This window comes from Ruegeria sp. CDSC068 (assembly GCF_059610545.1).
This window is the reverse complement of the sequence record NZ_JBXWNV010000001.1, coordinates 485,550-511,364: the sequence shown is the minus strand read 5'-3', so window position 1 is coordinate 511,364 and position 25,815 is coordinate 485,550. Positions and strand designations below refer to the sequence as shown.

Below are 25,815 nucleotides of genomic sequence, written 5' to 3'. Positions count from 1 at the left end.
TGATGCCGATCAAGATCCCTTCCGACCTGCCCGCTTACGACGTTCTCACCAAAGAGGGCGTCATGGTCATGGCCGCAGATCAGGCAATGCGTCAGGACATCCGTCCCTTGCGGATCGGATTGCTGAATCTGATGCCCAAGAAAATTCAGACAGAAAACCAGTTCGCGCGTCTGATCGGAGCCACGCCTCTGCAGATCGACCTGTCGCTGATCCGCATGACCGAACATCGCACCAGGAACACCGCCGCCGATCACATGGCCGAGTTCTACCAACCGTTCCAAGAGGTAAAGGATCAGAAATTCGACGGCCTGATCATCACGGGCGCGCCGATCGAGCATCTGGAGTTCGATGACGTCACTTATTGGGACGAGATGACCGAAGTATTCGAATGGACTCAGACGAACGTCCATTCCACCTTTGGCGTTTGCTGGGGTGGAATGGCGATGATCAACCATTTCCACGGCATCGACAAACAGGCGCTCGATGCCAAGGCGTTTGGTTGCTATCGGCACCAGAATCTGGCTCCTTCTTCCCCGTTTTTACGCGGTTTTTCTGATGATTGCGTGATCCCTGTCAGCCGCTGGACCACTATGAACCAATCTGAGATCAACAGCGCGCCCGGCCTGACGACATTGTTGGGCAGCGATGAAGTCGGCCCCTGTCTGGTCGAGGACCCCTCGCATCGTGCGATCTATATCTTTAACCATTTCGAATATGACAGTGATACGTTGAAGCAGGAATATGATCGCGATGTCTCGAACGGGACACCCATCAACGTGCCGATGAACTACTATCCAGACGACGATCCATCACAACCGCCGCAAAACCGATGGCGCAGCCACGCACATCTGCTGTACGGCAATTGGATTAACGAGATTTACCAGTCCACACCGTTCAACATGGAAGACGTTGGTCATTAAAGTTCTGATATTCCTTGGCCTCGTTCTATCGGGTCTGATCCTGCTGACCGTCTGGCGCGCAGCACAGAACGAAGCTGCGGCTGAGGCTCGTTTCCCTCCTGAGGGTAAAATGGTGATGGTCGACGGTATCGCCGTCCATGCGGTGGTCATGGGCGACGGCCCCGATGTGGTTTTGATCCACGGGTCCAGCGGTAACACCCGTGACATGACTTTTGCTCTTGCACCGATCCTGGCCGAGAACTTCCGTGTGATTGTGTTCGACCGACCCGGATTGGGCTATAGCGACAGCTTCAATCCGAACGGAGAACCCATTGAGGAACAAGCGTTAATCCTGCAAAAGGCCACTGCCAAATTGGGCGCGGAAAAGCCCATTGTAGCGGGGCAAAGCTATGGCGGGTCCGTATCGCTGGCTTGGGCGGTCACCCGGCCCGACAACATTTCTGCCCTTGTTTTGATCGCACCGGCTGCGATCCCGTGGGAGACGCCGCTGGACGGTTTCAACAAACTGGCGTCGACTGAAGCGGGCAATACGCTGGCCCTGCCCCTGATCACCGCGTTTGTCCCTGAATGGTACGTGGAACAAGCGCTGGACAAAGTCTTTGCCCCGCAGACGGCACCCGCAGGGTATGCTCAGCATTTCGGCCCCGGCCTGACGATGCGACGCGCCTCGATGCATGCGAATGCCAAGCAACGGGCCAACCTGCTGGACGAAGTTCGCGCCCTGCAACCCCGCTATGGGGAAATTTCCGTACCGACCGAAGTTGTTCACGGAACGGCTGACACCACTGTCAAGTTTGCCTGGCATGCAGAACAACTGGTCGACCAAATCCCTGACGCGGAACTGATCGAGCTTCCGGGTATTGGTCACATGCCGCAGGTTGTGGCTGCCCCCGAGGTCGCATCAGCTATCGACCGCGCGGCCGAGCGAGCGGGTTTGCGTTAAACCGCCAGCTAATCCATAGTAGGATATGGATTTTATGGCGAGGTAGCTAATGGCCCGTTCGGAAAAAGGTTCCATTGAAAAGTATTTCCGCAAGGACGCCCCGAAAGAGGTGCGATCAGCTATTGAAAATGCAAAGAAAGACGACATTCTAAACCCGACATATCCTTACGAAGAACGAATGAAGCGTAAGGATTACGACAAAGAGATGGATTTGCTGCAGATCGAACTGGTCAAAATGCAATCCTGGGTCAGGGAAACAGACAATCGCGTTGCGATCATTTTCGAAGGCCGCGATGCCGCCGGAAAAGGTGGTACGATCAAACGTTTTCGCGAGAACTTAAATCCACGCGGCGCCCGCAACGTGGCGCTCAGCAAACCCTCTGATACCGAACGCAGCCAATGGTACTTCCAACGTTACGTTCAACACCTGCCTGCGGCAGGCGAAATCGTGTTCTTTGACCGCAGCTGGTACAATCGCGGTGTGGTCGAAAACGTCTTTGGTTTTTGCGAACCCGAAGAACGCGAACGTTTTTTCAGGCAAGTTCTGCCGCTTGAAACCGGACTGGTGAATGACGGGATCAAACTGTTCAAATTCTGGCTTAACGTCGGGCGCGCGGAGCAACTGAACCGCTTTCTGGCACGTGAGACAGATCCGCTAAAGCAATGGAAACTCAGCCCAATCGATATCGCGGGCCTTAGCAAGTGGGACGAGTACACGCAATCGATCTCGGAGACTCTGACCCGCAGTCACTCAGATCTTTGCCCTTGGACCATCATTCGATCGGACGACAAGAAACGCGCTCGTATTGCGGCAATACGAACTGTTTTGCACGCGCTGGACTATGATGAAAAAGGCAAGAAGGCTATTGGCAAGATCGATCCACTGATTTGCGGCGGGCCCGAGGTGTTGGACGCGTGATGACATTTTCGCGTTCCATTGCTGGCAAGGGTTGGACGAACCGGCAGGCGTGGATTATGTCTTGGTTCCCCAGAACTTAAACAAAAAGGCTCGTGACACAGGCATGGCGAAACGCGGGTATCACCACGGCAATCTCAAGCAAGCCCTGATCGAGGCCGCCCTGTCGCTGATCGAAGAAAAGGGACCGACCGGTTTTACCCTGTCCGAGGCCGCGAAGACCGCAGGCGTAACACCTGCGGCGGTATACAGGCACTTTCAGGGGCGCGAGGACTTGATCGCCGAGGCCGCCCGTCAGGGCTTTGAAATGTTCGCCGACCTGATGCAGTACGCCTACGACACGGGCCAACCCTCGGCCCTTGCTGCGTTTGAGGCAACCGGTCGGGCCTATCTGGCTTTTGCCCGCAAGCACCCTGGTCACTACATCGCCATGTTCGAAAGCGGGATTTCCGTTAACCGAACGCCTGAATTGGCGCTGGCCGCCAACCGGGCCAAGAGCGTGCTGGAAAAAGCAGCCGCAGATCTTTCGCAACACATCCCGCCAGAAAAACGGCCACCTGCGTCAATGTTCAGTGCTCATATCTGGGCCATGAGCCATGGCGTTGTTGAGCTTTATGCCCGAAACACAGGTGCCAGCTCTCCATTCCCGCCAGAGGATCTGTTGGAAAGTGGCATTGGAATATATTTGCGGGGTTTAGGTCTGGTTCCGCAGGACGATTGAGGTTCGAGCTAGAACCTGGGCCTTGGTGCCGGAACACTAAGGCCCGAGGTGACGTTAATCAGATCCATCTGCCCCATGCCCTTGATATCCACCGGCCCAATATCCGAGACCTGGAACTCGTCAATCAACGCGTATTTCATCTCTTCCGGGGCGACAATATTCATTGGGTTTGCAAAGACTTGCAGGCGTGAAGCAATGTTCACGGCTGGACCAAACACATCGTAGACGTATTTCTGAATACCCACGACCGAGCCGACAGCCGGCCCCATTCCCAGACCGATCCGAGCCTGCCATTTATGCGGATGGCTTTCGTTGCGCCGTTCGAGATATCGCAAGAACCGGACCGCACAATGGGCCACGGCCGTCGCATGATCCGGCGTTGCGTCCGGCATACCGGAAACCGCCAGATAAGCGTCCCCGATAGTCTTGATCCGTTCGCACCCATATTGTTCGACGATCCTGTCGAAGGCCGTGAAAACATCGTTCAACTCGCTGAGTGTCACAGTCGGGTCGGTCTTTGCCGCAAAATCCGTAAAGCCCACAAAATCCAGCATCACGACCGAGACCTGATCGTAGAGCTGCGGCGTAACGACACCAAAGGTCTTGAACTCTTCGTACACAGCGCGGGGCATGAGGTTCAACAGCAACCGTTCGACCCGCTCTTTCTCGCGTTCCAATTCGCGCGTATTACGTTCGACCATGGTCGAATAACTGTCGATCATGCTCTCAAGCTCGCGAATGCGCGTGATGTTCTGAAATTCGACCACCAGCACCTGTTCGGAAAGGCCGTTGGCCAAGGACACCGCGACCGCGAATATCAGCGTCCGGCGCTTGGGCTTGACCTGCAGCTCGGCCGAATAGCGCAAGCCGGATTGCTTGACGTCTTCGAGCTCTTTTGGATCAAGGTCGGGAAAATAATCCAACAGGGTCTGACCTTCGGCCGGTGCCCCAAACCACTCGGTAAATGGACCGTTGTGAAACACGAAACCCAAATCCGAAGCCCGCACAACAGCGACGCCAACACCGATCGCGCGGAGCAGCTGTTCATTTATTGCCAGAATACTCATGCGGCGTCGCGAGCCACGATGATGGCCCGTTTTGACTCGATGGCATCAAGGGCAACTTTTATATGCGCGTCTTCCATTCCATGCACCGACAGGGCCTCGCTGAAAAGCGCGGCCATCTCGTCAAAATCGGCGTGAGAGATGTTCAGGTGACGATGAACCGCCTCGATCCTGTCATCGCTAAAGGATGCAGGTCCACCAACCAAGGACGAAACAAACTTGGTCTGATGATCAATCAACCGGGGCATATCAATGTCTTCGAAATGACCGCCGATCTGATCGGACTCCAACGCCATTTCGTAAAAGGTCATCACGATCCGCGAGATCGTTTTGAAGCCACCGTATCTTTCGTAAATTGTCTGCCCCACGACACATAACCCAAACGTTATTCACCACTAACGTCACGAGGTTATATCATATTGACAGTTTTGTTAACGCAAATGACGCTGATGCACCGCGGGACGACCATTTTGGTGGCGTGGTGAGACTTGAATTCACACGCTCAGATCGTCGGCGCAGGGGATGAACCCGACGTATCCCCCCTGTTCCAGCAATCGCGTCTGGCCCCCCACGCGCCAATACAGCTTGCGCCGCGCCGCGACCAATTCCCGCCGAAGGCGGAACCAAAGCGGCCCCTTATCCAGCCCGCTGTTGGTTTCCTGGTCTAGGGATCGTTCGCTGACCTTCACCTCTTCGACCGTGTGATCTTGCTGTTTCGACCAGATCATCTGCACCCCAACAGCCGGAAAGCACTGATACATCCGCCAATCCGACCGTGGGATGGAGACGAAATCATCCAGGTGATCCGAATACTTTTCGGACCAATTCAGCAGTTTCTGGCAGGCCCGCTGAGAAAGCACATAGGCGGCCGCACTCGGGGCCATTTCCAGCATGGGCCGGACGGTGACGCCTGCGATACGGGTCTCTGGCCCAAAACGAAGAGATTTAGGGGAATAGTCCAGCTTCACCATGTCAAAGGCATCTGGGGCCGCCATCAGCGCTGAAATCACAGATCCTGCCTGAATGGACATTTCGACGTCATCTTCAAAAATGGCCACCGCTTGCAGGTTTTGATCCACGACCGCCTGCCAAACCGCGCGATGGCTTTCAAAACAGGCGATTTCGCTTTGCGTCAAACCCCAGCGACTGCCCGTTCCAGCAACATAGCCACTGGCGTCCACAACTCCGGGTTTCTGGGCATCCGTCGCGCCAAACCGGGTGGCACCCACCAAGCCTGCATGATTGAACTGCGCTTCCATGAAGTCACGGCGCACTGGGACCCGATCTAGATTGATAAAAAAGGCACCCGTCTCTGGTGGCAGTTCGTGACGTCCCACGGTGTTTCCTTTCAAGCGGTTACGCCAGATACACACTGGCAAGGCGGACAATCAAGTCTGCGCTTGAGCAATATGTATCCGGTTTCGCCTATCCTGATTTAGAAGTCCCGATTAAGCTGCGCTGGGAAAACAATAAACAGGATTCTTGCAATGACGTCTCATGGATATTCCGGCGGTCGCCTGAACCTGCCGTTTGTGGGCATATCGACCTTTGGCAAAGCTCCGTACGTCGAGGATTGGGATCAAATCGATGCTGACGTCGCCGTCATGGGTGCGCCTTTTGATTTCGGAACTCAGTGGCGATCCGGCGCTCGGTTTGGACCGCGTGCGGTGCGCGAAGCGTCAACTCTGTTCAGCTTCGGCCATGCCGGCGCATATGACCACGAGGATGATGCCACTTACTTGGATGGCTCGGTCCGGATGGTCGATATCGGCGACGCGGATATCATCCACACCAAAACCGAGGAAAGCCACGCCAACATCCAGTTCGGTGTTGAAAAGATGCTGAACGCAGGCGCCCTGCCCGTCACCATCGGCGGCGATCACTCGGTCAATATTCCCTGCATCAACGCCTTCGAAAACGATTGCGAGAAAAACGGGCCTATCCACGTCGTGCAAATTGATGCGCATCTGGATTTCGTGGACGAACGGCATGGCGTGACCGCCGGACACGGCAACCCCATGCGGCGTGCAATTGAAAAACCGTATGTTTCGGGCATGACGCAACTGGGCATCCGGAACGTGTCGTCAACCGCCAAAGAAGGATATGAGGACGCCCGCGCCCGTGGGTCGGACATTTTGTCTGTTCGGCAAGTGCGCAAGCTCGGTACAGATGGCGTGTTGGCGCGCATCCCAGAAGGCGCCCGGTATTATGTCACGATTGATATCGACGCATTCTGCCCGTCCATCGCCTCTGGCACTGGAACGCCCAGCCACGGCGGGTTCCAGTACTATGATGTCCTAGAGATCATTCAGGGGCTTGCGAAACGCGGAGATGTGGTTGGAATTGACCTTGTCGAAGTAGCTCCGAACTACGACCCAACCGAGAGCACGCAGATTCTGGCAGCGCAGGTTCTGTTGAACTTCATCGGGTTCATCTTTCACGAACGTGGCAAGAAGGGCTGATCGCCCTTCCTGCCGCATAGATCATGCACTGATCGTGTTGTGTTCAGGGCCATAGGGGAAGCCGGTAATGTTTTCGGCACCGGTTTCCTCGACCACCAGAATGTCGTGTTCACGGTATCCGCCTGCACCCTTCTGACCTTCTGGAATCCACAGCATCGGTTCAATTGAAACGACCATGCCCGGTTCCAAAACCGTATCGATATCCTCGCGCAGCTCCAGCCCCGCCTCGCGCCCGTAATAGTGGCTGAGGATCCCGAAAGAGTGGCCATACCCGAAGGACCGGTACTGCAGCAGACCTTCGTCAGCGAAAAAGCGGTTGATCTCTTCGCAGATCCCCGAGCAGGTCGCGCTGGGTTTAATCAGGCTCAGACCCAGCTCATGCGCGGCAACGTTGGCTTTCCAGATGCGCAGGCTATCGGCGTCGGGTTCGCCTAGGAACAGAGTGCGCTCCAGCGCTGTGTAATAACCTGAAATCATCGGGAAAGTGTTCAGGGATAGGATATCACCCTTTTCCAACGCACGCTTGGTGACCGGGTTATGTGCACCATCCGTGTTCAGGCCTGACTGAAACCAAACCCATGTGTCGCGGTATTCGGCATCCGGATAGGCGCGGGCAATCTCAGCCTCCATCGCGTCACGTCCGGCCATGGCGATCTCGATCTCGGTCGCGCCTTCACGGATCGCGGCGTGGATAGCCGCGCCACCAACATCCGCAGTACGCGCGCCGCCTTTGATCAATTCGATCTCTTCGGCTGACTTCACCATCCTTGCAGCCATCGTATCAGGCGCGATATCGACCAGTTCCGGCCCACCCAACATGTCCAGGGCCGTGTCGCGCATGGCCAAGGTTAGATGATCGCCTTCGATGCCAATCCGACGAGCGGACCCGATCAGTTTCGACACAGCGCGCCAGTAGTTGTTCCGCTTCCAGTCGGTGTAGATCACGTTCTCGTCTACCGACCGCCGCCACGGCTGCCCGGCGTCGATATTGGCCGAAACCGTGGTGCACGCATCCTGCGTAACGACGCAGCCGTAAGGCCGGCCAAACGAGCAGTAGAGGAATCCCGAGTAGTAGGCGATGTTGTGCATCGACGTCAGCAAAACTGCAGGGATATCACGTGCCGCCATCATCGCGCGCAGACTGGCAAGGCGGCGATCGTATTCCGCGCGGCTAAAAGGCAAAGGTGCCTTGTCGCCGTTATGGCTGGTGAAAAACTCAGGGCGATTGTTCAGGTCATTCATCTTTGACTCTCCTCAACGCCGGACTGGCATCGCCCGGCCACAAGTCCCGGCGTTCAGGACGAGCGGCCTCGGGATCCGAGAGCCATGCACCCCGCGTTCTGTCACGACGCCATCGTGACCGGGGTGCATGGTGAAATCGCTAAATCAGCTTTTGAGTCGCGTCAAGCCGGGGTGAGACCCCGCAGGCGTTCAGACCGCCGCCGCAGCAGTTCGACCGTGGTCAGCAGCGCGATCGAGATCACGACAAGGATGGTCGCAACGGCCAGAATGGTCGGGCTGATCTGTTCACGCAGGCCTGTGAACATCTGCCAAGGCAATGTCTTTTGGCTGGCTGATCCGACAAAGAGAACCACCACAACTTCGTCAAACGAAGTGATGAAGGCAAACAATCCGCCCGAGATTACACCCGGCAAAATCAGCGGCATCTGGATCTTGAAGAACGTCCGCACCGGACCTGCACCCATATTCGCAGCAGCCCGCGTCAGGGATTGGTCAAACCCGACCAGCGTTGCGGTCACCGTGATGATGACGAAGGGAATCCCCAGAACCGCGTGGGCCAGCACGACTTTCACATAGCCGACGAAGTTCTTGTTCATGCCCAGCGTACCTTCCAAAAAGCGGCCGATGTCGCTGTAGAAAAAGAACATACCCGTGGCCGAGATGATCAGCGGAACGATCATTGGCGAGATCAAAATGCCCATAATGGCCCGACGCCCCGGAACATGCGACTGGCTGAGACCTATCGCCGCCAGAGTGCCCAGCGATACCGAAATGATGGTCGCAATTGGTGCGATGATCAGCGAGTTCTTGAAGCTACGCTGCCATTCATTGTTGGTGAAGAAATCGCGGTAATGCTTCAGCGAATACCCTTCAGGGTCCAGACGCAGCATTTCGGGCGTAAAGGTGAAAAAGTCCTGCGCATTGAAAGACAGCGGTAGTACCACAAGGATCGGCGTGATCAGGAAAACGAAGATTGCCCCGCAGATCACCCGGAAAGTGAAATGCCACAACACCTGACCAGCCGTCATGTAAGGAAGCAATTTTTGCCGATAACGCCCCTCGTAGAGCCAGAAGATGAAGAAGGCAAAGAACCACCCCGCCAGCAGCCCGACGATCAAGCCTGTAATGCCTGCGAAGAAAAATCCAATTGCAGCAAGACCCAGTATCGTAATCCAGCGCGCAACGCGTTCGTTGTCCAGCACGTTGATATACAGCCATGCCAGACCTGCCATCAAAGCAGCGCCGATCAGGATGCCCAGCAGAACGTTGTCCTGCCCGGCTCCGACGAACATGCCCAGAAATCCTCCGGCGATTGCGACAGCCGGCAGAACCACCGACAACGGTTTGCGGGATATTGGTGTAAGTGCAGCCATATTCTTTATCCCAGCTTGACGTTATCAATGCCGACGATCTTGTCGTAGCACCAGTAGAGTAGAAGAACGACCGCCAGCAGGATCGTCCCCAGCGCCGCAGCCAGTCCCCAGTTCAGAGAGGATGAGATGTGGTACGCAATCCGGTTCGAAATGAAGACACCTTTGGTGCCGCCAACGATCTCGGGCGTGATGTAGTACCCGATGGCAAGAATGAACACGAGGATCGAACCCGCGCCGATACCCGGTATCGATTGCGGGAAGTAAATCCGCCAGAAGGTGGTCCAGTTGGTGGCGCCCATGGATTTGGCCGCACGGGTATAGTACGGCGGAATCGTCTGCATGACCGAATACATCGGCAGGATCATGAACGGCAGCAGGATATGCGTCATCGCAATGATCGTGCCGAATTGATTGTTGATGATCACCAGCCTCGCATCATCGGCAACAAAGCCCAGCCAGACCAGCGTTTCGTTGATCACACCCTGCTGCTGCAACATCACTTTCCAGGCGGAGGTGCGCACAAGCAGCGAGGTCCAGAATGGCAACAGCACCAAAATCATCAGCATGTTTGAAGCCCGCATCGGCAGATTGGCGAGCAGGTAAGAAACTGGATAGGCCAGCAGAATACAGGCCCCGGTAATGATCAGCGACATGAACAATGTCCGGCCGAACAGCTTGATGAGGATGCGCTTATCTTCGGGTTGCGCTTGCGCCCCTTCGGGTGTGCGCTGCATATCAATAGCGTTCAGAAAGTATCCATTGGTGATCGGCACCGCGTGCGTCTTGATCACGCGCCACGTGTCCACGTCCCCCCAGCCATCGTGAATTTCGATCAATTTTTCCTTGAACGGGGCGTCAGCTTCCGGATCCAACCGCTTGATCTGGCGTCCAGATTTTCGGAACATCGACGACATTCCCGTCTGTTCGTAATTCAAGCGGGTACCTAGTCTTGTGTGTTGCTTGGCGTCAACGGCAACAACCATGTCGCGAATAAATGCTTCATACAAAGCTTCGTCCGGCAATTCCCCGCTCTCGGCGTCCCATTTCTGTAACTCAACGACTGTCAAAGGAAGTGTCTCTGAGACAATCCCGTTTTCGACCGATCGGAATAGCATGGAAATGATAGGTATGACGAATGATAGCAGTACAAATAGCAAAAGTGGCGCAACTAGAGCCAACGCCCGCAATTTACGCCGACGCAATGAACGCGCCAGTGATTTCTTCAGCGGCGTACCATCTGCCGCCAACATCGGACCTGATTGAGTTGCGTCGCTCATCTGCGTTCCCTGATTTTTTGACGCCGGGGCCTAACTTGGCCCCGGCTGGTTTTTTGGATCAATCAGCGATTACTTCGCCAGCCAAGCCTGGAACTTTGCTTCGATATCATCACGATAGTCAGCCCAGAACTCGTAGTTGTAAAGGAACGTGTTCTTGGCGTTCTCGGGATCGGTCGGCATGTGAGGTGCCATGTCGATGCCCAGGTCCGCGTGCTGACCCACCAGCGGCGCCGAAGATGCACGTGCCGGACCGTACGAGATGTACTTGGCCTGATCCGCCAGGCGCTGCGTATCGGTTGCGAACATAATGTAGTCCAGCGCGCGCTTCTGACGCTCTTCGCTCAGACCAGCAGGAATAATCCAGCCGTCCAGATCAAATATCTGAGCATCCCACAGCATTGCAACGGGTTGCTTCTGCTCTTCGATCACGCTGAACAGGCGACCGTTATAGGTCGAACCCATGATGATCTCGCCGTCCGCCAGCAACTGCGGCGTGTCCGCGCCTGCAGACCACCAGACAACGTTGTCTTTGATGGTGCCTAGCTTGGCCAGGGCCTGATCCTGCCCTTCCGGAGTCGCCAGCACGTCATAGACGTCGTCTTTTGCCACGCCGTCACAAATCAGAGCCCATTCCATGTTGTTGATGGCACGCTTTTCAAGTGAACGCTTGCCTGGATAGGCTTCCAGATCGAAGACTGCGCAAACATCCGACGGCGGTGTGTCACCCACCAGATCCGTACGATACCCGAATGTAGTCGAGTAAACGATTTGCGGAATGAAACACTCGCTGACAAGCAAGTCACCGAAATCATCAGCAGCCGAGGTTCCGTCGGGTGCCGGTGCCAACATGGTGTCCGGATCGATTTCCAACGCCAGGCCTTCGTCACACAGACGAATTGCGTCTGCCGCCACAACGTCGACCACGTCCCAGGTGATGTTGCCTGCTTCGTTCATCGCACGCAGTTTAGCAACCGCCTCGGCCGAGCTGTCGTCGTTCAGGATCGTGACGCCGGACTTCTCGGAATAGGGCTCGTGATATGCTTTCAGCTGCGACTTGGAGTATGCGCCGCCCCAAGAGACAATTGTCATTTCTTCGGCTGATGCAGCGCCGGCAACTGCCACGATAGCACCTGCCATAAGAGTGGTTTTTGTTACTTTCATCGTTAACTCCCTGTTATTCCCGTTAATTTTGATCTTTTTGGTTGGGCCACGGGGTAACCCACCCATGCCTTTCCCCGCGCACTTTGGTGTCGTGAACGGGTTGTTCCCTGATCAGGCGTCCAACGCCCGACAGTCACGCGCAAGCCAGCCGATTTCGACTTCCTGGCCCGGCGACAGTCTGATAGCGTCCGGGGCGTTTCGCGTCTTGATGATGAAGTCGTCATTCCCGGCAACCGACAGACGGAAGCGGAAGACATCGCCCATGTAGATGAACTCTTTCACCGTTGCTTTCAGAGTGTGCGCATCGGCGTGCAGGCGATCCTTGTTGAATTCCACCCGCTCAGGCCGGATTGACACTTTTGTCCGATCACCTGCCGCATGGACATTGACCGGCTTGGCGTCAATTTCAGATCCGTCATCCAGCGCCACAACACATTCGTCGCCGTTGATTGACTTAATAACGCCTTCCAATGTGTTGTTTTCACCAATGAACTGGGCAACAAAACTGTTTTCAGGCTCTTCGTACAGCAGATCTGGCGGCGCAAGCTGTTGAATGCGTCCATCGTCGAATACCGCAACGCGATCTGACATTGTCAGCGCTTCGGTCTGGTCGTGGGTCACATAGACGGTCGTAATCCCAAGTTCATGGGCCAGACGCGTGATTTCAAACTGCATATGCTCGCGCAGCTGTTTGTCGAGCGCGCCCAGCGGTTCATCCATCAGAACCAGCTCGGGCTCGAACACCAGCGCGCGTGCAAGGGCGATCCGCTGCTGCTGGCCCCCGGACAATTGCGCCGGTCGACGGCTGCCAAAGGCCCCCATCTGGACCATATCAAGCGCCCGCCGGACCTTTTCTTCCCTTGCGTCCTTGCCAATTTTCCGCACTTCCAGAGGGAACGACAGATTTTCTGCCACCGTCATATGCGGAAAAAGAGCGTAATTTTGGAAAACCATGCCAATACCGCGCTTATGCGGTGGGATGTTGTTGATCGGTCGCCCGTCCAACATAATCTCGCCATGAGTGGCTGTTTCAAACCCTGCCAGCATCATCAGGCAAGTTGTCTTGCCAGAACCCGAGGGCCCAAGCATTGTAAGAAACTCACCTTTCGGCATGGAAAGGTTAAGGTCTTTTACAACAAGGATCTCGCCATCATAAGATTTTTGGACATGCTGAAACTCGACGAACGCTGCGTCATTAGACATTTACCGATTAGTCTCCCCTGTGCAGTCCTTGCCTGCCCGGTTCATCCGGATCTCAAAGACCTGTCGAGGCCATTTAAGGACATGCAGGGTGCGGCACGCAACCAAAATATGACACGTGGGTAACGATTAAAAAATAAGCAGCAGAGTTTTCAGGCAGAATTCAACTTGCGCATGTGCCATGCAAGGCTTTGATTGCTGGAAAGCACCGGTTTTTTCAGGCGTTCTTGCACAATCGGAATAACATCAAAAGTTCTTAGATTCGTGCAGCTTAGAAAAACAGCTTCAACTGAATCATCCTGCCCAAGACTCACTGCAGCCTCAATCAGAGACTTCCGTGAAATCCGCGCGACTTTGGCCTCTTCGGCTTCGCCGAATGTGCCAAAAACATCCATCGAAATGCCATTTTGCGCAAATGCGTTGCGTAAGGGATCGTTCACTTCTTCGATATATGGCGACAAAAGTGCGAACTTTGCTACACCAAGTTCGTGGGCGCAGGCCGAGGCCGCGCGCAATGGGTTTGTAACAACCTCTGCCTCGCAAGTTTTTTGAACCATTTGTTCGACCTGATCCGAGCCGATAACCGAGCTGGCAGAGGTGCAGCCATAACCAACCACACGATATGGTCGGGTCTTGGGCAACAAATCGGCAGCGGCAGGTAAGGCGGTTTCCATTTCCGCCAGAGTATCTGTCGTCACCTCTTTGCCGCTGGGAATTCTGGAGACGTAAATGGGACAGCTACGGTCGGAAAAATACGCGTTGAATTCCGGCTCAAGGGTCTCGTCTGTCTGCAAGACGATCAGACCCATTGGGGGCATGGCGGGATCATCTGCATCAACTGTATAAGGTAAACGGGTCATATCTCGGGCAACTCCATACCAGCGCGAGGGCTAAGAAAGCGGGGCTCGTCTTCGGTTATGACGATGTTCTCTTCATGAACAAGGATCTTTCCGCCCACGGCAATGCCCGGCTCAAGCGTCAGGACCATGCCTGGTTTCAAAACTGTGTGGTCGGTTGGAATGAGAGATGGCCATTCCGTCAGAGACATACCCAAACCATGCCCCAAACGCCCTGCCCCCGTATCGGCATCGTGGCGCGACAGCACAGAGTTCATCGCCTGAAATAAGTTAGCCGCCGTGGCGCCCGGGCGCGCAATCTCAAATGCCGCATCCGACGCTTCAATCAATGCACTATAGGCTGACTTAACCTGCGCGTTCGCGGACCCTATCGACCAGTTGCGGTCGTAATCACTGAAATACCCATCCCAAACCAGGCCGGTGTCCAGCATCAGGACATCGCCTTGCTGCAGCAGCGTATCAGATGCCGGGGAAATCACGTCAGTGTAACCGCCCTGTTCCGCACCGCCCGCGAGGTATGGAACCCAATCGGCCCCCTCGTCCAGGCACAGCATTTGAAACCCGCGAAACACAGCATCCAGCGCCACGCCTTCTTTGGCGATTTCGGGCACCCGCTGAAAGGCACGCCCAGCGATGGCGCATGCCGTTTCAATCTTTGCAATCTCCGCTGATGATTTCACCATCCGCAGCGCGCGTACGATCCCTTCATCGCCGCAAAGGTCTCGCTGACCGACTGTCTGTTGCAGACGTCGAAGGTCTGCCAACGGCATCCTGACATGCGTTTCATGCCCATCTGGTAGTCCGATCTTTGCGTCGTCGGGCGTCACCTCGCGAAGTGTATCAGCCAAAAGGCTAATGCCATCGTCGGCCAGATCCGGCGCAGCCCAGGTTCGGATATCGTCGAGCCATGTCTCGGCCATAAGCGCGGCCCCGATCGAAGGGATCACCGCAATCGGCTTGCCACTGGCAGGTACAATCAGAAACCAGGGCCGTGTTGGGCTTTCCCAAAACCGCGTCAGGTAGCCGGTAAAATATCGGACCTCAGGTTCCGTCGTCAGCAACAGGGCCGACAGACCAGAGGCTTGCATCTTGTTTTGCGCGCGTTCCGTTCGTGCTGCGAACTCAGATGTGTCAAACCCCCTCATTCCGTGACCTCAGAGAAAAAGCGGATAACCTGCGCGTCTGCGTCAATTCTCAAGCAAGTGCCATTGATCAGCTTTTGGCCGCCGCGATGGGGGGTAGGTGAGATTCTCAATTTGGTGTCTTTCCCGTGATGCCCATTGACGTGATCGCATTCGTCAAGTTCTGTCAACAAAACTCGCCCAAGGCAGGAGCCTAAAATGCCCCATTCAGATCCGGCCTTCAGCCGCGCCGAGTACGACCGCAGATTGGCAAAGACCCGCGCCGCCATGGCAGCCGCCGGGTTGGATGCTTTGTTTGTCGAAGATCCTTCAAACATGGCATGGCTGACGGGCTATGAGGGCTGGTCGTTCTATGTGCATCAAGGGGTACTTGTGCTTCAGGATGCCGACCCGATCTGGTGGGGCCGAAATCAGGATGCCAACGGCGCGCGTAAAACTGTTTGGATGTCCAATGACCGGATCCACGGCTATGCGGACGAATACGTACAATCCACCGTGCGTCACCCCATGCAGGATCTGGCAGCGCTGATTGCGGATACTGGTATCGCGAAGGGGCGGATCGGTGTCGAGTTGGACAATTATTATTATTCAGCCAAAGCGCACCTGACTTTGCTGGCGGAGTTGCCCGACGCAGAGCTGGTCGACGCAAACACATTGGTGAACTGGCAGCGTGCCGTGAAATCCGATGAGGAAATTGCGCTAATGCGAAAAGCTGCGCGGATATCCGAGCATGTGACCGACGGCGTATTGGAGCGCATCGAACCGGGTATGCGAAAGAACGACCTCGTCGCGCAAATCTACCATGACGCAGTCACCGGAGTTGGCGAGGATTGGGGCGATTACGCGGCCATTGTGCCGCTGCTCCCGTCCGGCCCGGATGCCGCTGCACCGCACCTGACTTGGGATGGTGAACCATTCAAATCCGGAGAGTGTACATTTTTCGAACTGTCAGGCTGCTATCGCCGTTACCACGCGCCCTTCTGCCGCTCGGTCTTTTTGGGTAAGCCACCCGACTATTTGCTTCGTGCTGAAGCCGCGCTGGTAGAGGGTCTTGAAGCGGGACTAGAGGCCGCGCGGGCCGGCAATCAGGCGCGTGATATCGCGTTGGCTCTGGCTGCCCCGCTGGAACGGGCGGGTATCGAGCGCGGCGCGCGATGCGGTTATCCGATTGGCCTCAGCTATCCACCCGATTGGGGCGAACGCACGATCTCTCTCCGCCCCGAGGATGAGACCGTATTGGAACCGGGCATGACCTTTCACTTCATGCCCGGCCTCTGGATGGATGATTGGGGGTTGGAGATCACTGAGCCGATCCTCATCACTGAGTCGGGTCCCGCCGAATGTTTCTGCAACCGCCCCAGAAAGCTGTTTGTGAAGCCATGACTTTACCCAGAACCATGGAAATACTAGCCGACCTGATCGCTTTTGAGACGGTGTCTGCGGACTCGAATCTGGAAATGATCAGCTATCTGACCGAACGGCTCGAGGCATTGGGTGCACGGTGTATCGAGACGCGGGACAAAACCGGTGCAAAGGCGAACGTGTTTGCCACCCTCGGCCCCGATCAACCCGGCGGCATCCTTTTGTCAGGCCATACGGACGTGGTGCCAGTGGCCGATCAGGATTGGACAACCGATCCGTTCCAGATGGCTGAAAATGACGGCAAGCTCTACGGTCGCGGAACATGTGACATGAAGGGCTTCATCGCTGCGGCGGTGGCTTTCGGCAAAACGCTGGATGCGGGCAAGCTGACCCAACCGCTGCACTTTGCCTTTACCTACGACGAAGAAGTCGGCTGCCTTGGTGCGCAAACTCTGGTCGATGACCTGTCTGAACGTGGCATCGTTCCGGACATCGCCATCATCGGCGAGCCGACCGAAATGCGCGTGATAGAGGGGCACAAGGGCTGCTTTGAATATACCACCCGCTTCTCGGGACTAGAAGGACACAGCTCTGCCCCCGATGACGGGGTGAATGCTGCGGAATATGCTGCACGATATATCGGCAAACTGCTGGAGTTGCGCCACATTCTCAAGTCCCGCGCACCCGCCGACAGCCGGTTCGAGCCGCCTTGGACGACGGTCAATATCGGCCAAATCTCTGGGGGCGTTGCCCATAACGTCATAGCTAGCAAGGCTGAGGTTTTGTGGGAGATGCGACCCGTGCAGGCAAGTGACGCCGACCTCGTCAAAAAGACCCTTGCGGACTACGTGGAGCATTCCTTGTTACCGGAGATGCAAGCGGTCCACAGTGACTCGAACATCACGCAAGAGGCTATCGCCGAGGTCGAAGGCCTTGAGCCGATGGAAGAAAACGCAGCCCGTGATCTGGTCGCCGAACTGACCGGGGCCAACGGTACAGGTGTTGTCGCCTTTGCGACCGAGGCCGGGTTGTTTCAGAAGCTTGGCGTTCACGCAATTGTCTGCGGGCCGGGTTCAATCGCACAGGCCCACAAGGCAGACGAGTTCCTTGAAATCGAACAGCTGGACCTGTGCTGCAGAATGCTGACCCGATTGGGTCAGCGCCTGACCCGTTAACCGGTACCGTGCGTGCGGTCGTATTTTGATCGACCCGGTTGGATATGCGCCTCGCGTGCTTCCTCGCCGGGGTCATAGACCTCCATTACCAACGGATAGCAAGCAGCGGTATCCGAGGAATGTTCCGACGAACAATCCCCGCCGGGGCAAGCAGACAGGCCGACGATCAGGTCAATCTCGGCATAGAACTCGAGATAATCGCCAGGCCGAACCGGGCTTGCCTTCATGAAATACTGGCCCGTGTCGCGAGTAAATCCGGTGCACATGAACACGTTCAGTACGTCATGCACCAGCATTTCGGCCTCATGCAGCGGCAGATCGCAATGGCTGGCCAGCGCGCGAGTCAGGTTCGAATGACAGCAATAGTGATAGTCATCCCCCGAAAGCAAACGCCCGGTATACGGATCACACCGCGTGCCGATCACGTCATGGACCGATCCGCCATAGGTATCGAACCCGTACCAGTCCAGAGTATCGGCAACGATCGTCGCCATCGGTCGCATGTTTGGAAAACTCGACCACATCCGGTCTCCGGTCGACAGATGCGTGCCGTGCAGCGCGCGGGTTTTGCCGGAATAGAACCGCTCGGTCAGGTCATGCTTATTCCACATGTTCAGGTCGCCAACCTGAGGACCATCGACCGAAACCACCCTGACAAAAGCGCCAGCAGGAACATCAATGCAAGTCGCGTCACGCGGGGCAGCAGTGGCCTCGGCCACCTTTACGGCACCTTCGCGCAGTTGGCCCAAACCAATCAGATCAGGCTGCTGCAACGAGTCCGGCGGGTAGCAGATTACTGGGGCAATGGCCTTGCGGTCGGCGGCATCGGCCGGTGGTGGGAAGTTCGGTTTTGTCAGTTTCATGCGCCCCTCACTTCCCTCCGGAAATCCCTGCTTTGCCGAATCTTTAACGCATTATAAAGGGGTTCGCCATCGGCTCTTGCGCGGTGCTGATCCAGGTTGTCTTGGTTCTGGTGTAATCCAGTATTGCCTCAACACCCGCCTCGCGACCATATCCCGACTGATTGAACCCGCCGAACGGCGCAATGGGTGAGATCGCGCGATAGGTGTTCACCCAGCAGATACCGGCCCGGACCCGTTTTGACACACGGTGCGCGCGCGCAAGGTTCTGCGTGAACACGCCCGAGCCCAACCCGTAAGGGGTGCTGTTTGCCAGCGCGATAGCCTCTTCTTCGGTATCGAATGGCAGCAAGGACATCACCGGCCCGAACATTTCGATTTTCAACGTTTCGGTTGCGGGTGACGCGCATTCTACCAAGGTGGGGTTCATGTAGTTGCCGGGACGGTCGGCAGCATTTCCCCCGAAGTGGATCGTCGCGCCCTGCCCTCGCGCTTTACTCAAGGTCTCTTCGATCTTGCGCACCTGTGCCGCCGTGCAAAGCGGACCAACATGCGTTTCCGGCTGCAAAGGATCACCCAACCGTATGGCGCTGGCTTTTTCGGCGATCCGCTCGACCAGAGGCCCAAGGATTGACCGATGCACCAGTCCGCGCGTTCCCGCCACACAACTCTGACCGGATGCGCCGAAGTTACCAGCGATCAGACCGTTTGCTGCACCGTCCATATCGGCGTCCTCAAACACGAGGATCGGGGATTTCCCACCCAATTCCAATGACGTGACCGCAAAGTTCTCGGCCGAGTTTCGCACCACATGGCGGGCGGTCTCAGGCCCGCCGGTAAAGGCAATTCGGTCGACATCAGGATGGCGGGTCAGTGGAATTGCACAGTTTTCGGCGTCACCGGTGATGACCGACACAACGCCGGGCGGGAATCCGGCCTGTTGAATCAGATTGGCAAACTCCAGCATGGGTGCGGGCGCGATTTCCGATGCTTTCAGCACGACGGAACACCCGGCAGCCAACGCCGGGCCCAGTTTGGTCGCGGTCAGGAACATCTGCGCATTCCACGGCACGATCGCGGCCACGACTCCAATCGGTTCTCGTGAGGTAAAGACATGCATGTCAGGCTTGTCGATGGGCAGGACCGTGCCTTCGATCTTGTCTGCCAGACCCGCATAGTAGCGGTAGTAATCGGCAACATATCCGGTTTGCGCCGAGGTTTCCGCCAACAGCTTTCCGCTGTCGGTCGTCTCCAACTCACCCAGGCGCTTGGCGTTTTCTGCCACCAGATCGGCAAGACGATACAGCAGCTTGCCCCGCTGCGTCTGTGTCATATCCCGCCATTCCGGGTCATCCAGAACCCGTTTGGCGGCGGCGATGGCGAGTTCAACATCACTGGGCGCGGCGCACGCGAATGTGGCCCACCCCTGGCCCGTGGCCGGGTTCTGTGACGTCATCACCTGCGTGGCTGATCCTTCGGTCCAGACGCCGTCAATGAACAGCTGAAAATGCGGTAGGTTTCCCATGGTGGTCCTCACTGAAATGCCGGCATCACGTCGTCGATGAATCGCGCCAAAGAGGCACGCTTACGTTCGTTGGTCATGCCGCTGTCGACCCAGAACGAAAACTCGTCATAACCCAGATCTTCATAGCGCTTGATCCGATCGATCACCTGTTGGGCAGTCCCAACTGTCAGATCACGGCCCAAATTTTCTTTGGTATACATCGGGTTCGCGTCCATCTCGGCTTCGGTAATCGGCTTGATCAAGCCCTGTTCAACTGGCCGTTTGTTCATGAACCATGCACCAAAGTAATTGTAGTACCGGCGCAGATTTTGCACGCCCTGCGCAACATCGTCGTCATCTTTACCGACATAGGTGTGGTGCAACAGCATGATCTTGGGGCGCGGCCCCGCGTAGCTGTCACAGGCATCGTTGAACCGCCCCATCAGGGTCTCGATCTCTTCCATGCCCTGCCACAGCGGGGTGACCTGAATATTGAATCCGTTGTGAACGCCGAATTCGTGGCTGTTAGGATCCCGCGCTGCGATCCAGATTGGCGGGCCGTCCTCCTGATATGGCTTCGGTGCCGAAGTTGCCGCCGGAAACTCATAGAACTCGCCTTCATGGGCACAATCGCCCTTCCAGATCTGAGGCAACAGCGGGGTGGACTCGCGCATGCGCTGCCCCGCCTCCCAAGCGTCCATTCCCGGCATCAGACGTTCGTATTCATAGGAATACGCACCGCGCGCGATCCCCAACTCGATACGCCCTTTCGTCATCTGATCCGCTGCGGCTGCCTCACCTGCCAGTTTGATCGGATGCCAGAACGGCGCAATTACCGTTCCGGTGCCCAACCGCACATTGCGCGTGTGATGCGCCAGATCGACCAGCGACAGAAACGGGTTGGGGGCAATGGTGAACTCCATCCCATGATGTTCACCTGTCCAAACTGCCCGCATGCCCCCGTCATCAGCCATCTTCACCAGGCTCACGAATTCATCATACAGAACATCGTGAGGCTGATCCGGGGTCAGACGTTCCACGTGGGCAAACAGTGAAAACTCCATCAAATGGCTCCTTTACCGAAACTGTGAATTTCGCCGCGTTCGGCGTCACCGAGATACAGCCCGAAAACGCCTTCGCGGGCTTCAAGGGCGTAGCGGGTCATCATGTGGTGCAAGCTATTGCTGGCGTAAGTCAGATCAGCCAGATCGCCGATATCTACCCATTCGGCATTTTCCACCGGGATGTTCTGAACGCAAGACGCCAGAAAGAACGTGTAGTGCAGGTTCGTTTCGGCATCGTTGAACGAAGAATAGACCTGTTCGATCTGCGCCTGAATGCCCCGATCGGAAAGGCCCTGTGCCAGCCTGTTGCGTTGCCCCCCGGGTTCCGCACCGGCGATTTGAACCGGGCGAAATGCGCCTTCGTAGCGTTCCAGAATAACTTTGCCATTTGCCGCAACAATCGCACCGCAGATTGTCGGAACCTGCGCGTCCATCTCACGCTCAAGTCCAAGACTGAAATACGACCCGTTCACATAACCCAGACCGTTTCCACCGATATGGTTGAACTCTGTGACACGACCAATCAGAACCGTGTGGTCGCCTGCGGGCAGCGCCTGATGCGTTTCACAACTGAACTGCGCCAGCGCTCCGTCGATCAGCGGCAAGCCATTGGCTCCGTCGCGATGCGCCACCCGACCAAATCGGTCGCCCTTGAAACTTGCGAAGGTATTCGAGACGCCCTGCTGCCCATCTGCCAGAACATTCACCGCAAAATGCGAGCATCCGGCAAAGGTATCGTGGCTGGACAGAAACTTGCCGGGGCAGACCAACAGCAAAGGCGGATCAAGCGACACGGACGTGAAGGAATTCGCCGTGAACCCGACCGGGTTTCCAGAGGTGTCGCGGGTCGTCACAACCGTTACACCGGTCATGAAGTTGCCAAATGCATCACGCAGGGCGCGGGTGTCAATCTCGGTCATGGCAGGCACCTCCGAACGAACTCAAGCAATTTGGCGTTAACGTCAACCGGGTGCGTCATGGGCATCATGTGGGCAGCATTTGGGATTATCTTTACCCGGCCATTTGTCACTTGCTGCGCCATGCCCTGCGACATGCCGGGTGTGGAATTTGGCTCATCCCCGCCCGTCATAAACAGTGCCGGGCAATTGATTTGCCCCAGTTGTGCGTCAGTCGGGCCATCGCTTTCGGCGAAGATGGTATAGGCCGCTTTGTATGCGCCCGGGTGGACATCTTTCAGCCAACGCGAACAGGCTTCGCCTTCTTCTGAAACCTGATCGCCGAACCAACGCTGCAAGGTCACGGTAGGATCGTTCATAGCCGCAGCATCCAGTGCCGCCGCGCGGGCCGTGACAGCCGCACACGCTTCGGGGGTTCGGCGGTAAATTGCGTTCAACGCGGCAACGCCTCTCACCTGATCATGCCCCGATGCCGCAATGTCCAAAGCGATCAAAGCTCCCATGGAATGCCCAATCAGAACGGCAGGCTCGGTCAATTGGGCCGCGATCGGGTTGGCGTACCCATCCAGCCCCATAGCACCTTGAAACTGGGTTTTTCCGTGCCCGGGCATATCCGGACACAGAACACGATACCCGGCGGCAGACAGCGCATCGATTTGCGCGCCCCAGGCTTCGGCCCGCAGGCCAACGCCATGGAGCAGAACCACAAGCGGGCCTTCACCTTCGTCTATCGCGGCGAGCCCGCCGATGTCAGACCGAGGCCGGGTTGTCCACGTCATGGCCCAGATCCTTCAAGTCCTGATAACGGTCGCCGATGCGATGATGCGGACGGCCCGAGGTTGCTCCGCCCAAAACCACGACGATCTCATCCGCACGGGGCGCGTCGGGGATGGCGAATTGCAGCGTCAGATAGTGTGACCGGCGGCCCGCATCATTCTTGTCCATCAGAGGCACCATGATCGGTGTGTTCGCCGGGCCCCGGGTGTTGGTGAATGAAAGATAGGACTTGGCGTCAACCGCCTGCCGGAAGATGTTCCCGAAATGCAGCGTGTGGATCAGGCCCGAGGCATGCTCAACCTCTCCGTCCAGCCCCACAACCGCGGCCTTGCCATAAGCCTCAATCGCCTCGCCGCTTCCGGCCAGCGCGATCATCCTGTCGGTCAACTCTTGGCCCAGGATTGGGCCATAGGCCAAAATTTCGGGCCGCAGATCTTCGACGAATCGCCCGGCCCAAGGGTTGGTAACAACCGCTGCTACAGCAAACATGCGCCACGGCCGTTCGGCTTTGCGATATCCTTCGATCCGAACTTCTTCGTCGAAGGTCACTATTTTACGAATTTCCGGCTGCACGATATCCCCCAATCTTGAGTACGAGAAATATCTTTGATTGGCCGGCACTTTGACAAACGAAAGAAGTTGGGTCTTAGGTATTAACAAAGCTACTAGGTCGGTTGCACATGCCCAAAACACTGCCCCCCCTTACATGGTTCAGGTCGTTCGAGGCCGCGGCCCGAAGGTTGAGCTCAACAGCTGCGGCGGATGAAATCGGATTGACCCAATCCGCCGTAAGCCAGCAAATCAGGTCGCTGGAATCTCGGCTTGGCGTCGTCCTGTTTCATCGGCATCCGCGCGGTCTTTCTTTGACGGATGAAGGGCGAAAGCTGCTGCCGCAGGTCGAAGCCGCACTGCAATTGCTGCAATCCGCCGCCTCTCCGTATTTGGCAGAGGAACGGGCCAGACACGTCACTGTGGCGGCGTCGATCAGCATCATCGAATGGTTGATTTCCCCTGCCCTGCCCCAGTTTCGCGACCAAAACCCAGATACGTCCATTCGCTTTGTCAGCACGATCTGGCCCGATGAATACTCGGCCCTGCGCGCCGATGTTGAAATCCGGTTCGGGTCGGAAAAACAAGTCGGGCGGGATGCAAAACCGTTACTGCCGAATGACCTGATCGCAGTAAAAGCGCCTGGCTTGGTTGGCGCTTTTCAGGACTTGCCCCTGATCGAGGCCGTGGGAACGTCAAACAACTGGTCCACATGGGCGGAAGTCACCGGTCATAAAATCCATACCCCGGCCTATTATGTCGATTCTTACGGGCTTGCCTTGCAATTGGCGGCTTCCGGGAACGGCGTGGCCTTGGTGAATGCACTTATCGCCGATCACGCTCTGCAAACCGGACAGGTCGCGCGTGCTTTCGATGAGACTGCTCCAGCGGCCGAAGGGTACTTTCTGGCCGTGCAGCGCGCATCACCCGAGGTTGACGCCTTTGTATCATGGTTTTCACAATTAGTTCCCGGCCCGGCACACCAAAGGGTCTGATTCAGACACACCAATGTCGCATCTGAGGATATTACTGAGCAGGAAAATAGTGAATTCTGGTAAAAAAGGTCCGATTCATGCGATATTCAGGCTTTCGAGTCATCAAAGAGGCGCTTACCGGCCACAAAGGGTGGAAACCGGTCTGGCGTGACCCCGAACCCAAAGCTCATTACGACATTATCGTCATAGGCGGTGGTGGTCATGGGCTGGCAACCGCCCATTATCTGTCCAAGGTCTACGGTCATCGCAATGTCGCGGTTGTCGAAAAGGGCTGGATCGGCGGCGGCAATGTCGGGCGGAACACGACAATCGTTCGCTCGAACTACATGCTGGACGGGAATGAGCCGTTCTATGAATTCTCGATGAAACTGTGGGAAGGGCTTGAACAAGACCTGAACTACAACGCCATGATGAGCCAGCGCGGAATACTCAACCTGTTCCACACGGATGGTCAGCGCGACGCTTATACGCGGCGCGGCAATGCGATGATCCTGCACGGTGCAGATGCCGAATTGCTGGATGCCGATCAGGTACGCAAAGAACACCCCTATCTGAATTTCGACGACGCGCGTTTCCCGATCAAAGGCGGTTTGGCCCAGCGGCGGGGCGGCACCGCGCGCCATGATGCGGTGGCCTGGGGCTTTGCCCGATCCGCGGACAGCCACGGTGTCGACATCATCCAGAATTGCGAAGTCACTGGGCTGCGTATCGAGAACGGCAAATGCCTGGGCGTCGAGACCTCAAAGGGCTTTATCGGGGCTAACAAAGTCGGCTGCGCTGTTGCCGGAAACTCGGGCCGGGTGATGGGCATGGCGGGCATGCGCCTACCGATCGAAAGCCACGTGTTGCAGGCGTTTGTGTCCGAGGGTCTGAAGCCGGTTCTGCCCAGCGTCATCACCTATGGGGCCGGACATTTCTATGTCAGCCAATCCGACAAAGGCGGGCTCGTCTTTGGCGGCGACATCGACGGTTACAACACCTATGCGCAACGCGGGAATCTGCCGGTGGTCGAGGATGTCTGCGAAGGCGGCGTCTCATTGATGCCGATGATCGGGCGCGCCCGCCTGCTGCGTATGTGGGGCGGTGTTATGGACATGTCGATGGATGGCTCACCCATCATCGACCGCACTCCGGTTGAGGGTCTCTATTTCAATGGTGGCTGGTGCTATGGCGGGTTCAAGGCGACCCCGGCATCCGGTTACTGTTTTGCGCATCTGTTGGCGAAGGACGAACCGCACTCTACCGCCACGGCCTATCGCTTCGACCGGTTCCGCACGGGCCGGATGATCGACGAAAAGGGCGTGGGCAACCAGCCCAACCTGCATTGAGGGGAG

At 56.6% G+C, this 25,815-nt stretch carries 25 protein-coding genes; 9 read left to right on the top strand and 16 right to left on the bottom strand.

The genetic code is table 11. From position 1 onward, the window contains the following. Positions 1–2 precede the first annotated feature (2 nt). From metA to AC2FID_RS02375, 4 genes are all read left to right on the top strand, one after another. The gene (metA, locus tag AC2FID_RS02390) at positions 3–920 is read left to right on the top strand and encodes a homoserine O-acetyltransferase MetA (RefSeq protein ID WP_058271457.1); all 918 of its coding nucleotides are present in this window, start codon (positions 3–5) and stop codon (positions 918–920) included. Beyond that, positions 910–1,863 carry an alpha/beta fold hydrolase gene (locus AC2FID_RS02385; protein WP_282118580.1) on the top strand — a complete coding sequence of 318 codons (954 nt, stop codon included), beginning with the start codon at positions 910–912 and terminating at the stop codon, positions 1,861–1,863. The genes metA and AC2FID_RS02385 overlap by 11 nt, the downstream gene beginning before the upstream one ends. A gap of 49 nt (positions 1,864–1,912) precedes the next feature. Next, positions 1,913–2,782, top strand: a complete 870-nt coding sequence (gene ppk2 / locus AC2FID_RS02380; protein WP_496835230.1) for a polyphosphate kinase 2 — start codon at positions 1,913–1,915, stop codon at positions 2,780–2,782. 103 nt (positions 2,783–2,885) lie between these two features. Continuing rightward, positions 2,886–3,500 (top strand): TetR/AcrR family transcriptional regulator, encoded by a 615-nt coding sequence (locus tag AC2FID_RS02375; RefSeq protein ID WP_058271885.1) that lies wholly within the window; start codon positions 2,886–2,888, stop codon positions 3,498–3,500. A gap of 8 nt (positions 3,501–3,508) precedes the next feature. Here the strand turns inward: AC2FID_RS02375 and AC2FID_RS02370 are convergent, their stop codons facing one another. The 3 genes from AC2FID_RS02370 to AC2FID_RS02360 form a co-directional block, all read right to left on the bottom strand. After that, a complete protein-coding gene (locus AC2FID_RS02370) occupies positions 3,509–4,567 on the bottom strand; it encodes an adenylate/guanylate cyclase domain-containing protein (protein ID WP_058271454.1) in 1,059 nt (352 codons plus the stop codon). Then, positions 4,564–4,932, bottom strand: a complete 369-nt coding sequence (locus AC2FID_RS02365; RefSeq protein ID WP_496835228.1) for a group I truncated hemoglobin — start codon at positions 4,930–4,932, stop codon at positions 4,564–4,566. The genes AC2FID_RS02370 and AC2FID_RS02365 overlap by 4 nt, the downstream gene beginning before the upstream one ends. A 126-nt stretch (positions 4,933–5,058) precedes the next feature. Next, a complete protein-coding gene (locus AC2FID_RS02360) occupies positions 5,059–5,901 on the bottom strand; it encodes a glycosyltransferase family 25 protein (RefSeq protein ID WP_496835226.1) in 843 nt (280 codons plus the stop codon). 150 nt (positions 5,902–6,051) lie between these two features. Here AC2FID_RS02360 and speB point away from each other — a divergent pair, with 150 nt between their 5' ends. Next, positions 6,052–7,026, top strand: coding sequence for an agmatinase (gene speB, locus AC2FID_RS02355; RefSeq protein ID WP_282168425.1), 975 nt, complete (start codon positions 6,052–6,054; stop codon positions 7,024–7,026). Between the two features lie 21 nt (positions 7,027–7,047). On the opposite strand, the gene AC2FID_RS02350 is transcribed toward speB, so the two are convergent. The 7 genes from AC2FID_RS02350 to AC2FID_RS02320 all read right to left on the bottom strand — a co-directional run bounded on the left by AC2FID_RS02350 (position 7,048) and on the right by AC2FID_RS02320 (position 15,281). Next, positions 7,048–8,268: an aminopeptidase P family protein gene (locus AC2FID_RS02350; protein ID WP_496835224.1), complete on the bottom strand. Its 1,221-nt coding sequence runs from the start codon at positions 8,266–8,268 to the stop codon at positions 7,048–7,050. Between the two features lie 161 nt (positions 8,269–8,429). After that, a complete protein-coding gene (locus AC2FID_RS02345) occupies positions 8,430–9,641 on the bottom strand; it encodes an ABC transporter permease (protein WP_108858770.1) in 1,212 nt (403 codons plus the stop codon). 5 nt (positions 9,642–9,646) lie between these two features. Further along, positions 9,647–10,918, bottom strand: coding sequence for an ABC transporter permease (locus AC2FID_RS02340; RefSeq protein ID WP_496765269.1), 1,272 nt, complete (start codon positions 10,916–10,918; stop codon positions 9,647–9,649). A gap of 69 nt (positions 10,919–10,987) precedes the next feature. Further along, positions 10,988–12,079 carry an extracellular solute-binding protein gene (locus tag AC2FID_RS02335; protein WP_496704306.1) on the bottom strand — a complete coding sequence of 364 codons (1,092 nt, stop codon included), beginning with the start codon at positions 12,077–12,079 and terminating at the stop codon, positions 10,988–10,990. A gap of 111 nt (positions 12,080–12,190) precedes the next feature. After that, entirely contained in the window at positions 12,191–13,282 is a 1,092-nt protein-coding gene (locus AC2FID_RS02330) for an ABC transporter ATP-binding protein (RefSeq protein WP_109311640.1), read from the bottom strand. A 149-nt stretch (positions 13,283–13,431) separates the two neighbouring features. After that, positions 13,432–14,139 carry a maleate cis-trans isomerase family protein gene (locus AC2FID_RS02325; RefSeq protein WP_496835221.1) on the bottom strand — a complete coding sequence of 236 codons (708 nt, stop codon included), beginning with the start codon at positions 14,137–14,139 and terminating at the stop codon, positions 13,432–13,434. After that, positions 14,136–15,281 (bottom strand): M24 family metallopeptidase, encoded by a 1,146-nt coding sequence (locus AC2FID_RS02320; protein WP_496835220.1) that lies wholly within the window; start codon positions 15,279–15,281, stop codon positions 14,136–14,138. The genes AC2FID_RS02325 and AC2FID_RS02320 overlap by 4 nt, the downstream gene beginning before the upstream one ends. A 195-nt stretch (positions 15,282–15,476) precedes the next feature. Here AC2FID_RS02320 and AC2FID_RS02315 point away from each other — a divergent pair, with 195 nt between their 5' ends. After that, entirely contained in the window at positions 15,477–16,661 is a 1,185-nt protein-coding gene (locus AC2FID_RS02315; RefSeq protein WP_496835219.1) for a M24 family metallopeptidase, read from the top strand. After that, entirely contained in the window at positions 16,658–17,815 is a 1,158-nt protein-coding gene (argE, locus tag AC2FID_RS02310) for an acetylornithine deacetylase (protein ID WP_496835218.1), read from the top strand. The genes AC2FID_RS02315 and argE overlap by 4 nt, the downstream gene beginning before the upstream one ends. On the opposite strand, the gene AC2FID_RS02305 is transcribed toward argE, so the two are convergent. Genes AC2FID_RS02305 through AC2FID_RS02280 form a run of 6 tightly spaced genes read right to left on the bottom strand, consistent with a single transcriptional unit; the run spans position 17,812 to position 23,510 of the window. Then, positions 17,812–18,678, bottom strand: coding sequence for an urea carboxylase-associated family protein (locus tag AC2FID_RS02305; RefSeq protein WP_496835217.1), 867 nt, complete (start codon positions 18,676–18,678; stop codon positions 17,812–17,814). The two genes, argE and AC2FID_RS02305, sit on opposite strands and share 4 nt — an antisense overlap. Positions 18,679–18,721: 43 nt before the next feature. Then, positions 18,722–20,200 (bottom strand): aldehyde dehydrogenase, encoded by a 1,479-nt coding sequence (locus tag AC2FID_RS02300; RefSeq protein WP_496835215.1) that lies wholly within the window; start codon positions 20,198–20,200, stop codon positions 18,722–18,724. 8 nt (positions 20,201–20,208) lie between these two features. Then, complete coding sequence (locus AC2FID_RS02295) at positions 20,209–21,243, bottom strand: LLM class flavin-dependent oxidoreductase (RefSeq protein ID WP_282118595.1); 1,035 nt, start codon at positions 21,241–21,243, stop codon at positions 20,209–20,211. After that, entirely contained in the window at positions 21,243–22,163 is a 921-nt protein-coding gene (locus AC2FID_RS02290) for a flavin reductase family protein (protein WP_496720164.1), read from the bottom strand. The genes AC2FID_RS02295 and AC2FID_RS02290 overlap by 1 nt, the downstream gene beginning before the upstream one ends. After that, positions 22,160–22,939 carry an alpha/beta fold hydrolase gene (locus AC2FID_RS02285; protein WP_496835214.1) on the bottom strand — a complete coding sequence of 260 codons (780 nt, stop codon included), beginning with the start codon at positions 22,937–22,939 and terminating at the stop codon, positions 22,160–22,162. Before AC2FID_RS02285 ends, AC2FID_RS02290 begins: the two co-directional genes overlap by 4 nt. Beyond that, complete coding sequence (locus AC2FID_RS02280; protein ID WP_496835212.1) at positions 22,911–23,510, bottom strand: amino acid synthesis family protein; 600 nt, start codon at positions 23,508–23,510, stop codon at positions 22,911–22,913. The genes AC2FID_RS02285 and AC2FID_RS02280 overlap by 29 nt, the downstream gene beginning before the upstream one ends. A gap of 107 nt (positions 23,511–23,617) precedes the next feature. On the opposite strand from AC2FID_RS02280, the gene AC2FID_RS02275 reads away from it, so the two are divergent. After that, entirely contained in the window at positions 23,618–24,481 is an 864-nt protein-coding gene (locus tag AC2FID_RS02275) for a LysR family transcriptional regulator (protein WP_496835210.1), read from the top strand. Between the two features lie 77 nt (positions 24,482–24,558). Further along, positions 24,559–25,809 (top strand): sarcosine oxidase subunit beta family protein, encoded by a 1,251-nt coding sequence (locus AC2FID_RS02270; protein WP_109311650.1) that lies wholly within the window; start codon positions 24,559–24,561, stop codon positions 25,807–25,809. Positions 25,810–25,815 lie beyond the last annotated feature (6 nt).